Source organism: Marinobacter shunpengi (assembly GCF_045449695.1).
Lineage (GTDB): Bacteria > Pseudomonadota > Gammaproteobacteria > Pseudomonadales > Oleiphilaceae > Marinobacter.
The window spans coordinates 30824-42467 of the sequence record NZ_JBJJKZ010000016.1; the positions used below are offsets into that span (position 1 = coordinate 30824).

Consider the following 11644-nt stretch of genomic DNA (forward strand, 5'->3'; position numbering starts at 1 on the left):
GTACAGTGAGGTTATTGCGTTACCTTTCGAACTGCCGTACTTTCTGTGTCACTGAGCAGTCAGAATCAAGGACGTTATAACCCCTCTATCACAAGGAACCGTGAATGGGCTCACCTTCCGTTGCTACCAGACCAAGTACGCTGACGAATCTGGAACTCCGACGAAAAGTTGCACGTCTTCCAGCTCGCGATTTCGCATTCTCTTGCATCTCTTCAGGAAGAAGTTATCTCCGTACATTGGACGCACGCCTGCAAAACCCGGAAACCGTTCGACAGGGCAATGCACCTCTCTGTGGCCCCGCAGCTTTTATGTACTGTGTGGCAAAATCGTTTCCCAGGGTATACGAGAGATACGCGCTCGAACTGGCTCTTGAAGGCAACTCAAAGATTGGACAACTCCTCGTTACCCCGAGTTCGGCCTGCCGAAATGCCACGGATAGCATCGGCCTCGGGGGAATATCGATACCAGCCTTGGATTGGGTCACTCTCGCCGGATTAAGGGACTCTACAAACGCCTGGTTTCGCATGCGCAATCCCGGATCCAACGTGTCAGGCATTACTTTCCCTGGCGCCATGATGGATTGGTTTCAGGGGTCAGGTCTGTTTACCAACTGTGAAGATCATTCGTCGCTTGTAACCAACCCCTCGTTAAACAACCTGCTTAATGCAAACCAGAAGTTCCTCAAAGATCATTATGTGTGCCTGTTTATTCGGGCGGCAATCCTGACCCGGGTAGGGGGAGAGCTGGCAATCAACAAGTTTGACAAGGGCACACCCAAAACCATCGCTCCAACACCGGACCATTGGATCGTACAGCGTACAAAAATGGATCTGGACAACTGCACGGCACCATTCTCGGAAAACGTACATCCGTCTGATCCGATGGATTGCAGACTGGACTTCAGCGTTGCTTCCTGGGGGGCACCCCAGGGCATACCGATCAATGACCGTATCCACAACCTGACGCCTACGCATTTTCTACGGTACTACTACGGTTTTATCAGCGCATTTCCCGAAAGGCAGCAGCAATGAAGGTCGCCAGTATTGCTTCAGGAATAGTTTTCCTGCTCACAGCCTGCTCCTACCAGACTGAAGGCGTCGTCAGTGCTGAAACATCAGCATCCACCGATAGGGAAATGCTCCAACCGGTACGAGCTATTGAACTGAACGTTCCCGAGACGTTGGAAGATGATGGCCTCGGTCCTGGCCTGCATGCGTTTGATATATCTGATAACGGTCATTATCTACTTAGCATCCTTGGAACACGGCAGCCACAGGGCGAGTCCTATAGCTTTGTAAACTGGCTTGAGCTGTACGATGTAACGACTGGTGAACTCATTCATCGTGACATTCCCGCCGGAAATACCGGTGAAATGATAAGCACAGGTGGGTTCCTTGGTTCGGGGCTGTATTTCGTTGAGTCAGCAGGATCTGAATCGCAACGACCATCCGATATCGCCGCTAGCTATGTGCAAGTGTTCAGCGTTGACCCTCAAAAGGAACTGGCTCGCCTGTCGATCGGTGGGGTTACCCATGGCCGTGGGCAGTACCTGTTCACCTCGGCGTCCAGATCTGTTGTCAACTGGAAAACGCAGGAAAGCTATTCGGCTCAGTTCTACCCCCGTTTCGGTATCAACCTGATGACTGACGAGGGCGCCGTTCTTTCCACAAGCATGGACGGGGCCATAGCCCTGCATAACCCGGTTCTGGACGAACTTCTGCAATGGGAGTCTGATCTTGAAGCACCCAGGCTTCTACTGACTGCCGATGACGGCTACGTTGTTGCACAGGGTGACGACTTTCGGTGCAAAGTCTGGAAACTTCCGGGTATTGAGGAGGTTGATCAATGCCCCCGCTCATTTGGTTCAGAAGGCCAGAAGCGCGCCACGGCAATGCATCCGGAAAAGCCCTTGTTCGCCCTCGCCTGGGACGAGAAAGTGCGTCTTTATAATCTCGACCCGTTTGAAATGGTGCAGGAGATTGTCATACCGGATCCAGTACTGGGGCTTTTTCTGACGGACAACCGGTTAGTTATTGCATCCCGTCAGGGGCTGCAAGTATGGGGCATCGAGAAAGCTATGCTACATGCTGAAGCAGAGGTGCCCATCCATCACCGGGACAGTGTTCGTGTCAGCCACAACGGCTTCGTTGCCATAGTCCTGGACCAGGATCCCGATAATCCGGAGAGCGCCGTTCGACCTGTCTGGATCTACGAATTACCGTAAGGCCCGGCCTCACAGCGCATTAACCAACATCCGCCCCGCCACCAGCAACAGCAATCCGCCAAAGCACCGCTTCAGCGTCGGCGCCGGGATCTTGTGGCTCAGGGCCACGCCCACCGGGGCGAGCAGGACCGTGAACAGGGCAATCAGTGCCACCGCCGGCAGGTAGACATAGCCCAGGGACCAGTCCGCCGGGGACTGGCCCCAGCCGGAGATGACGTAACCCAGGGTACCCACCACCGCCAGCGGGAAGCCCAGGGTGCTGGAGGTGGCCACCGCGCGTTGCATGGGCACATTGAAGAACACCATCAGTGGCACCATGACATTGCCGCCGCCGATGCCGGCGAGGCCGGAGAGCACGCCGCTGAACAGACCCAGGCCGGTGGTGCCGGCCTTGCCGGGCATGGTGCGGGCGGGGTCTGGTACCCAGCGACTGAGCATGATCACTGAGATCACCAGCAGGAACACCGCAATCCCGATCTCCAGCACCGCCGCTGGCAGGCGAGCGGCGATAAAGCCGCTGAGGAAGCTGCCCACCACCACCGTGGGCGCCCACAGCCGGAAGATGGTCCAGTCCACCGCTTTGCGCTTGATCTGGGCCCGGGCAGCCGAGACCGAAGTAAAGATGATGGTGCACAGGGACGTGGCCACTGCGGTGATCACGATGAATTCTGACGGGAAGCCCTGGGCGGAGAGTATCAGCACCAGGGCTGGTACGATGACGACGCCGCCGCCGATCCCCAGCATGCCGGCCAGTATGCCGGCGACGATTCCCAGGGTGGAGCAGGCGATGATCATGTCCATGGTGTGTCCTTGTATTGGTTGTGATTGGTACAGAGTGAGTATTTACTGACCCAGGGCGGTGCCTTCGCCCCGGGGGTCGTGCATGGCTTCCCGGCAACCGTCCAAGTGTACCGCAATGGCGCCGGCCAGGCCGGTGAAGGGGCTGAGTTCGGGAATCCATTCAATATCGTGGCCCTTTTGCACGAGCGCCTCGCCGACAGCGGGTGGGATATTCCGCTCCAGCTTCAGGTTCTCGCTGCTGCCGAAGAAACTGCGCCCCTGCAGGAATCGGGGCGCCTTCAGTGCGCGGTCGATGGACTGCCGGTAGTCCACCAGTTGGGTGGCCAGCACCATCTGGGTCTGGGGCTGGCCGTCGCCACCCTGGGTGCCGAAATAGAATTGCCGGCCATCATCGGCGAGGTAAGCCGAAGGATTCATGGTGTGGGCCGGTCGCTTCCCCGGAGCCCAGGCGTTGGCGTGGGCCGGGGCCGGGTTGAAGCCGGCGGCCCGGTTAAGCCAGAGAATGCCGGTGTCGCCGACCATGCAGCCAGAGCCGAAATCGTGGAACAGGCTCTGCATCAAACAGGCGGTGCGGCCATTGGCATCGCTGGCCGCCAGCCAGACGGTATCGGCGGGTCTGCCTTGTTCCTGCCAGGGCACGGCCACCTCAGGATCAATAGCCGCATAGTTGGCTGCTGCCCGCTCGCGGCTGAGCAGGCGCCAGGTATCCAGTGTGCCGCCGGCAGGGTCGCACAGCTTGCGGTTGCGTTCCTTGAGCTGTGCCTTGATGGCTTCCACCAGGTAATGGAAATAGTCGGCGCCACCATTTTCCAGTGCCGCCATGTCCACATGATTCAGGGCATTGAGTGCGCTGAGGGTATACAGGCCCTGGCTCGGCGGCGGGAAATTGAACAGCGTTCCCTGCCGATAGCGGATGCTCAGGGGCTCGCTATGCCAGGACTGGGTGGCCACCAGATCATCCCTTGTAAGGCCGTTACCGAGTCGGGCAAAACCCTCTGCCAGCGCGGTGGCCAGCTCACCCTCATAGAAGTCCGTCAGTCCGACCCGGGCCAGATGTTCCAGGGTGGTAGCCAGTTCAGGACGGGTGACGTTGGTGCCTTCGGACAGCAGCTCGCCGTCTGCACCACAACACAGCGCCGTCAGGTCCGGCAGGTCTCGGATCAGATCCCGGCGCTGGTCCTGCCAGAACACCTGGGACGCCGACACCCCGTAACCGTCCCGGGCCAGGGCGATAGCCGGTTCCAGCAGATCCGGCCAGGTCAGGGCCGAGCCCCAGCGGTGAACACTCCATTCATGAGCCATGGACCAGCCGCGGAGGGCGCCAGCGGTGGTGGCTGCCGAGGCGGGACCGCGCATGGCGATCGCGCCGGCATCCGGCAGGCGACGTCCGGCCTGCCCCAGCCCCAGCAAGGTATCCACCTGCCTGCCGTCACTCAGCAACCACAGGGCATCACCACCCAGTCCGGTCATATGGGGACATACCACGGACAGCACCGCTCCGGCTGCGGTGGCGGCGTCGATGGCGGTGCCACCGGCCTTGAGGACTTCCATACCGGCCTCGGTGGCGCGGGCATCCGGGGTGCAGATGACTCCTTTGTGGGATTCGGCCTTCATGAGGTAGACGTTCTCCCCTGTTCGTGAGGCGGCTGGTGCTCGGCAACGAACTCCGCGGACATGGCACTAACGGTCTGCACATGCAGGCGCATCAGGCGTGCCACGCCGTCGGCGTCACCGGCCAGGATGGCGCGGACAATGGCGTCGTGTTCCTCCCAGGATTTACTGACCCGGTTGGTGAGGCGGAACTGGGCCCGGCGGAATGGAGCCAGCCGGTGCCGGGTGGCTTCCGCCAACTGCTGGAGCTGACTGCTCTGGGCGCCTTCAAAAATCAGGGCGTGGAAACGCTGATTGTAACGGGCATAGTCGTCGGCAGTGCCGTCCCGTACCAGGTGTACGGACTCCTGGTGCAGTTCGAGCAGGGCCTGGCGTTGATCGCTGTTCATGCGCAGAGCCGCCAGCCGGGCCAGCGCCGCCTCCAGTTCCGCCATGGCTTCATAGAGATCGCTGAGGGCACCGGGTGACAGGGTGGCGACAATCACACCCCGGTTGGGGCGGTGGGTGACCAGGCCCATGGCCGCCAGGTGGCCGAAGGTTTCCCGGATGGGGGTGCGGGACACGCCGAACCGCTGGGCCATGGCCTGGGCATCCAGTTTGGTGCCTGGGGTCAGGCGACCACTGATGATGTCGTCCGCCAGGGTCTGGACAATGCTGTCCACCACGGTGCCCTTGCCGGCACGCTCCGGTTGCAGGGGAAGCCGGGTCATAGCATGCCTTCCTCAGCTACCGGGGTGGTTTCCGGTGGGTGGGGAATCGCCGCCAGCAGGGTACGGGTGTAATCGGTGGCGGGGGCGTCCAGCAGTTGGCCGGCTTCGCCTTCCTCTACCACCACACCGTTCTGCATCACCATGATACGGTCACACAGCAGGCGCACCACGTTGAGATCGTGGCTGATAAACAGGTAGCTCATACCCAGGCGGTGTTTCAGATCCTCCAGCAGGTTGAGCACCACTGCCTGCACGGAAACATCCAGGGCGGCAGTGGGCTCATCCAGGATCAGCAGCTTGGGTTCCAGGGCAATGGCCCGGGCAATGCCGACGCGGGCTTTCTGGCCGCCGGAGAGCTGGTGGGGAAATCGGTCAAGCAGGTGCAATGGCAGGCCAACCAGCCCGGCGATCTCAAACACCCGCTGTTCCCGGTCCTTACGACTGACCTCCGGCGTGAGCCGACGGATGGGGTCGCCAATGGACTGGGCCGCGCTCCAACGGGGATTCAAGCTGTCGGTGGGGTCCTGGAACACCATCTGCAGCTTGCCCCGCAGGCGGTGTGAGGCGAATTTCGAGGCCCGTACCGGCGCGATATCCTCACCCAGGAATTCAATGGTTCCGCCGCTGGTATCCAGCAGTCGCATGATCATGGCGGAGGTGGTGGACTTGCCACAGCCACTCTCCCCCACCAGGCCCAGGCTCTCGCCTTCACGAATCTGGAACGACAGATCCTCTACCGCCAGGTGGCTGCCTTCGGCACCGGACTTGCCAAACTGTTTGCGCAGATTGCTAACGGTGAGTATCGGCTCAACCGTGGCGCGCTCCTCTGGTAAGGGCATGGCCTGGGCCTTCATCGCCGGCGGCAACAGGTCGCGCACGAGGGAATCCCGGTGGGGCGTCGCCTGCAGCAACTGCCGGGTGTAGTCCTGGCGGGGACTGTGGAACAGTTCCGCCGAGCCGTTGGCCTCGATCACCTTGCCCGTCTGCATCACCACCAGTCGGTCGCAATAGGCCGCCGCCAGCCCCAGGTCATGGGTGATCAGGATGGTGGACATGTCGTACTCACGGGTGAGCTCGACAATCAGGTCCATCACCGCCTTCTGAGTGGTCACATCCAGGCCGGTGGTGGGCTCGTCGGCGATCAGCAACCGGGGCCGGCAGGCCAGGGCGATGGCGATCACCACCCGCTGGCACATGCCGCCGGACAGCTCGAAGGGGTAGGCGTTGTAGCGCTGCTCCGGATCACGGATTTTCACCGCCTGGAGCATCTCGATAGCCTTTTGCCGGGCATTACCCCGGGAGGCCTGGTTGTGCTCCATCAGCACATCCGCCACCTGCTGGCCGATACGGCGGATCGGGTTCAGGGCGGCGCGGGGGTTCTGGAAAATCATCGATATCTCGCGGCCACGGATGTCCCGCATGTCCTTTTCCCGGGCCTTGTGCAGCGGAATACCGCCATAGGTGATGCTGCCGCCGGCGATGCGTCCGGCCCGGTCGAGGATCCGCATCACGGCATAGGAAGTGACGGACTTGCCTGAACCGGACTCGCCGACGATGCCCAGGGTCTCGCCCTTGTCCACCGCCACGGAGATGTCGTCGATGGCGCGGACCGTGCCCTTGCGGGTCACGAAGTCCACACTCAGGTGCCGGATATCCAGCAGCGGTATGGTTGAAGTATGTCTCATAGCCGGGATCCTCAGGTGCGGCGCTGGGGATCCACCAGATCCCGCAGGCCATCGCCGATCAGGTTGAAGGTAAACACCGCCAGCATCAGGGCCATGCCCGGGAAGATCACCAGCCACCACTCGCCAGAGATAATGAAGTTGGCACCCTCGGCCACCATGATGCCCCACTCCGGGGCCGGCGGTTGCACGCCCAGACCGATGAAGGACAGGCCGGCAGCATTGAGGATGGCCCACCCCATATTCAGGGAGATCTGCACCATCATCGGCGGCAGCGTGTTGGGGAAGATATGGCCGAACAACACCCGCAACTCGGAGTTACCGGACAGCCGCGCTGCCTGCACAAACCCTGCGTTACGGCGGATGCTCACCTCCGCCCTGGCCATGCGGGCGTAGAAGGGCAGGTTGATGATGGCGGTAGCGTAGACAATGTTCTCCACGGTGTTGCCCGCCGCCGCCACAATGCCCATGGCCAGCACGAACAGCGGGAACGCCATGATGGTGTCCACCACCCGGCCGGTAATACGATCGGTCCAGCCACCGAAGTAGCCGGCGAACGAGCCCATGATGGAGCCCAGCACAAAGGAGATGGCCACCGCCGATACCGAAATCAGCAGATCCAGTCGGGTGGCGACCACCACCCGGGAGAAGACATCGCGCCCAAGCTGGTCGGTACCGAACCAGTGCGTGGTGCTTGGCGCCTGCAGCGCCGGGCCGACACCAGTATTCAACGGATCGTAGGGCACCAGGTAGGGCCCGAACAGGGCCATGCCGATGAACAACGCGAACAGGCCGAAGGCCAGCCCGGTGACCGGATTTTCCGACATCACATGGCGCAGGTGCTGCCAGTAGCTGATGCGGGGCGAACCTTCCAGTTTCGGGGAGGCGGGAGTGGTCATACTGGTCATGCTCAGCCTTCCTCACCCACACGGGGGTCAATCAGGGTGTAGATCACATCGATCAGCAGGTTCAGGGCGACAAACAACAGCGCCATGGACAGCACAAAGCCCTGCACCGCCGCGTAGTCCGACACCACCAACGCCTCCACTGCAAAGGAGCCGATGCCGGGCCAGGCAAAGACCTTTTCCACCAGCACATTGGCACCGAGCACGAAGGAGAACACCATGCCCAGGGTAGTCACCACCGGCAGCAGCGCATTGCGGAAGGCGTAGGTCACCAGTACCCGGCGGCCACTGAGGCCAGCGGCGCGGGCGGTCCGCACGAAGTCACTGGACAGGGTCTGCAGCATGGCGGCCCGGGTCATGCGGGCGATGGGCGCCAGGGTGAACAGGGCCAGGGTGATCAGCGGCAGCGCCAGTTGCGCCAGGGCCGCACCCAGTATCTCCCACTCACCGGCGATGATGGCGTCGACGGTGAGGAACCCGGTCACCGGCTCAGGTGGCAGGTACATCATATCCAGCCGGCCCATGGGCGCCGGCGCCCACCCCAGCAGGTAATAGAACACGTACATCAGTGCCAGGCCGGTAAAGAAGGTGGGTAGGGAAACCCCGGCGGTTACCAGAAATCGGCATATATGATCGACCCAGGTATTGGGCCGGGTCGCGGCCAGTACGCCCAGTGGCACCGCGATCATGAACGACAGCAGCAACGCCCCCAGGGTCAGTTCCAGGGAGGCGGGCAGTCGGCTGGCCAACTCCGACATCACCGGCTGGCCGGTAGAGATCGCCATGCCCAGATCCCCCTGGACCAGGTCCCTGATGTAGGTGACGAACTGCACCGGAAGGGGCTTGTCCAGCCCCATGTTCTGGCGAACCTCCTCAATAGACTCGGCATCTGCCATATCACCGGCGAAGTAGGCCGCCGGATCCCCGGGCAACGCCCGGGTCAGCAGGAAGCACACCACCAGGATGCCAAACACAGTGGGTACGGCCTGTAACAGGCGCAGGGCAACGCTGCGCACTTTCAGCCATATTGATGACAAGGGAGCTCTCCTGTGGATCCGGTCAGACGGGCTTCAGGGCACGAATGTCCATCTGGCGGTGGAACCAGTACTCGTAGCCACCCACCGACTCGTTGAGCGCCACGTTCAGGGTCGGCTGCCACAAGGGGATCCGCGGGATCTCATCGAACGCCAACTCGATCATGCGCTTCACATTGGGGGCGTAATCCGGGTGGTCCATGGCCATATCGAGGGTGTCGTCCACCAGCCTGGCCATTTCCGGGTTGTCGTAGTTGTAGGAGTTGAACAGGTTGCCCTTGATATAGGCCCAGTAGAAGTAATAGTCAGGGGTGTTCAGCCAGCCGCCGAAGTTCTCCAGGTGCAGAGGCAGTTTCTTCTCCACGAGGGCGATGGTACGCCAGTTGGCACCGGGGATTTTCTCGATGGTAGCGTTAATGCCAACGTCCGCCAGCCCCTGCTGGATCAGCAGTGCCGCCGGTTCCGCCCAGTCCGCGTGGGACAGGTTGAAGGACAGCGGTACATCAAAGCCATCCTCGTAGCCCGCTTCCGCCAGCAGGGCCTTGGCTTTCTCCAGATCCTGGCTGTACGGGGATTTCTGCGGCCAGCTGATTTCGTCCACAGTCGGGGTACCGCCCCACATGGGCACACCCTGCTCATAGGCGGCCTGTTCGAAGATCTTCTCGTAGGGGATTGACCAGGCCACGGCCTGACGCACCCGCTTGTCCTTGAAAGGCTCGAAATCGACGTTGGTGCACAGGGAGAAAATGCAGTTCTCGATTGGCGTGCTGACCACCTTCACGCCCGGCTTGCTGGCCAGTTCCTTGGCATCCTTGTTGGGAATGTTCTGGGACACACTGACGCTGCCCCGCTCGATCAGCGCGCGGCGGGTGGACTGGGCGGGCACTTCCCGCAGGATGACCCGCGCATACCCCGGTACCGGACCACCGGCCCAGTTGTCGTTGCGCTCGTAAACCAGCTGCTGGCCGGCATCCCAGCGGGCCACTTTGTAGGCGCCGGAACCGGCCGGGTTGCGGTGCAGGTATTCGGTGGCCCAGGGATCGTCCTCGGTGGCGTTGGCCTTCGCTACTTGCGAGTTGATGATGATGGGGATCGGTGTGGCCAGGTCCGGCAGCGCCAACTTGGAGGAGAACGGCAGGGTGATGCGGAAGGTGCGGTCGTCCACTGCTTCGAACTGCTCCGGTTTTTCCAGACGCCCGGCCTTCATCTGCACCGTGGGGAAGCCACCCAGTGACACCGCCCGGTCCAGTGACCACTTCACATCGTGGGCGGTGACCGGCTTGCCGTCCCAGAAGGTAGCGCCCTCACGGATGGTGAAGGTCATCACCGTGCCGTCGTCGCTGATTTCCCAGGATTCCGCCAGTTCCGGGACCACGTTGTCATAGTCGTAGCTCAATGAACCGTCCGGCATCTGCTTGGTGCCGAAGGATACCAGCCGGTCGTAGCAGTTGATGGCCACCTGGTAGCTGTCCCGGTTGGTACCGCTGCGATGGATGTCCAGGCTGTTGATGGTTCCACCGATGACCACCACGGCGGTCTCCTGACTGGCGGCGGAGGCCGGCAGTACCTTGAACAGTGGCAGGATGCTGGCCCCGACGGAAAGCGATGTGGCGCCCTTGAGGAAGTCCCGACGATTCATTTTGCATGCTCCATGGTGTGAATGGTTACCGAAGTGCATGCAATCGATAAGCCAAGGATATGTCGCCTTCCTAAAATCCCAAGAAATCCTATTTAAATCCGCAATGTACAGAGGCCATGCATTGCCATGCCCGGTCTATCGCTAGCGTTTCGGCCAGGTCTTTCAGTTATGCATGCACTATCAGGAAGCAGCCATGCCCCAGGGAGGGCCAGGGTTTGCTCTTGGGCCCTCGGGGGAAGATAATACGAAGCAGATAGATTGCTAGCGATAATGCGGCACGCGCGCCGATCCTCTTTCCTGCCAACGGACCAGTGAACCAACGACCCATGGGTACCCCGCTACGCACCAGTAAACAGAAGGAAGTCGAACGGATCATCGAATCCCTCTCCCGGGCCATTGCCCAACACCTGCTGCCCCCCGGCACCCGGCTGGTGGAGGCCCAGATCGTCGATTCCCTCAAGGCCAACCGCAACCACGTTCAGGCCGCCCTCCAGCGCCTGGCCCTGCAGAAGATCGTCACCATCGAGCCCAACCGTGGCGCCCATGTGTCCCAGCCCACGGCAGAGGAGGCACGGGAAATCTTCGTGGCCCGTCGTGCCATCGAAGGGGCGGTGGTGAAGTCCATCACTCCGGAACGGATGCGCAAGTTTTCACGCCAGGTGGACGCCCATATGAGGGCTGAAGGAAAGGCCACCCGGGACAGCGACCGTCGGGCCATCATTGGGGAACTGAGTGCCTTTCATAAGTTGCTGGGGAAAATCAGCGGCAACAGCGTGCTGGCCGACATACTGGACAATCTGATGGTACGCAGCTCACTGATCGTCGCCCTGTATCAGCGCAACGACGAACCCTCCTGCCAGCACGACGAGCATCGCGGCATCCTGCAAGCCCTGTCAGAGGGCGACAGGGCCCGGGCCGTAAGGCTGATGGAGCACCATCTGGATCATCTGGAAGCGGAACTGGCGCTGGAGGACAACCGGGAGCCGGAAGTGGATCTCAAGGCCGTACTCTCCAATGCCTGATCCGCCAGCGAGTCGG

Annotated in this window: 10 protein-coding genes; 3 read left to right on the top strand and 7 right to left on the bottom strand. The window is 61.4% G+C overall.

Annotation, left to right across the window (positions count from 1 at the left end):
- Positions 1-104 precede the first annotated feature (104 nt).
- Together ACJO2E_RS14775 and ACJO2E_RS14780 are read left to right on the top strand one after the other, a co-directional pair.
- The gene (locus ACJO2E_RS14775) at positions 105-1031 is read left to right on the top strand and encodes a hypothetical protein (RefSeq protein ID WP_406964831.1); all 927 of its coding nucleotides are present in this window, start codon (positions 105-107) and stop codon (positions 1029-1031) included.
- A complete protein-coding gene (locus ACJO2E_RS14780; protein ID WP_406964832.1) occupies positions 1028-2224 on the top strand; it encodes a WD40 repeat domain-containing protein in 1197 nt (398 codons plus the stop codon). The genes ACJO2E_RS14775 and ACJO2E_RS14780 overlap by 4 nt, the downstream gene beginning before the upstream one ends.
- 9 nt (positions 2225-2233) lie before the next feature.
- On the opposite strand, the gene ACJO2E_RS14785 is transcribed toward ACJO2E_RS14780, so the two are convergent.
- Genes ACJO2E_RS14785 through ACJO2E_RS14815 form a run of 7 tightly spaced genes read right to left on the bottom strand, consistent with a single transcriptional unit; the run spans position 2234 to position 10606 of the window.
- Positions 2234-3025, bottom strand: coding sequence for a sulfite exporter TauE/SafE family protein (locus ACJO2E_RS14785; protein WP_406964833.1), 792 nt, complete (start codon positions 3023-3025; stop codon positions 2234-2236).
- Positions 3026-3067: 42 nt separating this feature from the next.
- Entirely contained in the window at positions 3068-4639 is a 1572-nt protein-coding gene (locus tag ACJO2E_RS14790; RefSeq protein WP_406964834.1) for a gamma-glutamyltransferase family protein, read from the bottom strand.
- Positions 4636-5346, bottom strand: coding sequence for a GntR family transcriptional regulator (locus ACJO2E_RS14795; protein WP_406964835.1), 711 nt, complete (start codon positions 5344-5346; stop codon positions 4636-4638). The genes ACJO2E_RS14790 and ACJO2E_RS14795 overlap by 4 nt, the downstream gene beginning before the upstream one ends.
- Positions 5343-7031, bottom strand: a complete 1689-nt coding sequence (locus ACJO2E_RS14800) for a dipeptide ABC transporter ATP-binding protein (RefSeq protein WP_406964837.1) — start codon at positions 7029-7031, stop codon at positions 5343-5345. Before ACJO2E_RS14800 ends, ACJO2E_RS14795 begins: the two co-directional genes overlap by 4 nt.
- An 11-nt stretch (positions 7032-7042) precedes the next feature.
- A complete protein-coding gene (locus ACJO2E_RS14805) occupies positions 7043-7936 on the bottom strand; it encodes an ABC transporter permease (protein WP_406964839.1) in 894 nt (297 codons plus the stop codon).
- A gap of 2 nt (positions 7937-7938) precedes the next feature.
- The gene (locus ACJO2E_RS14810) at positions 7939-8970 is read right to left on the bottom strand and encodes an ABC transporter permease (protein ID WP_406964841.1); all 1032 of its coding nucleotides are present in this window, start codon (positions 8968-8970) and stop codon (positions 7939-7941) included.
- Between the two features lie 22 nt (positions 8971-8992).
- Positions 8993-10606, bottom strand: a complete 1614-nt coding sequence (locus tag ACJO2E_RS14815) for an ABC transporter substrate-binding protein (RefSeq protein WP_406964842.1) — start codon at positions 10604-10606, stop codon at positions 8993-8995.
- A gap of 326 nt (positions 10607-10932) precedes the next feature.
- Here ACJO2E_RS14815 and ACJO2E_RS14820 point away from each other — a divergent pair, with 326 nt between their 5' ends.
- Positions 10933-11628 (top strand): GntR family transcriptional regulator, encoded by a 696-nt coding sequence (locus tag ACJO2E_RS14820; protein ID WP_406964843.1) that lies wholly within the window; start codon positions 10933-10935, stop codon positions 11626-11628.
- The last annotated feature ends 16 nt before the right edge of the window (positions 11629-11644 follow it).

Coding starts and splice junctions, on each gene's coding strand:
- ACJO2E_RS14820 (WP_406964843.1), top strand. CDS start 10,933: ATGGGTACCCCGCTACGCACCAGTAAACAGAAGGAAGTCGAACGGATC.
- ACJO2E_RS14785 (WP_406964833.1), bottom strand. CDS start 3,025: ATGGACATGATCATCGCCTGCTCCACCCTGGGAATCGTCGCCGGCATA.
- ACJO2E_RS14800 (WP_406964837.1), bottom strand. CDS start 7,031: ATGAGACATACTTCAACCATACCGCTGCTGGATATCCGGCACCTGAGT.
- ACJO2E_RS14780 (WP_406964832.1), top strand. CDS start 1,028: ATGAAGGTCGCCAGTATTGCTTCAGGAATAGTTTTCCTGCTCACAGCC.
- ACJO2E_RS14815 (WP_406964842.1), bottom strand. CDS start 10,606: ATGAATCGTCGGGACTTCCTCAAGGGCGCCACATCGCTTTCCGTCGGG.
- ACJO2E_RS14805 (WP_406964839.1), bottom strand. CDS start 7,936: ATGACCAGTATGACCACTCCCGCCTCCCCGAAACTGGAAGGTTCGCCC.
- ACJO2E_RS14795 (WP_406964835.1), bottom strand. CDS start 5,346: ATGACCCGGCTTCCCCTGCAACCGGAGCGTGCCGGCAAGGGCACCGTG.
- ACJO2E_RS14790 (WP_406964834.1), bottom strand. CDS start 4,639: ATGAAGGCCGAATCCCACAAAGGAGTCATCTGCACCCCGGATGCCCGC.
- ACJO2E_RS14775 (WP_406964831.1), top strand. CDS start 105: ATGGGCTCACCTTCCGTTGCTACCAGACCAAGTACGCTGACGAATCTG.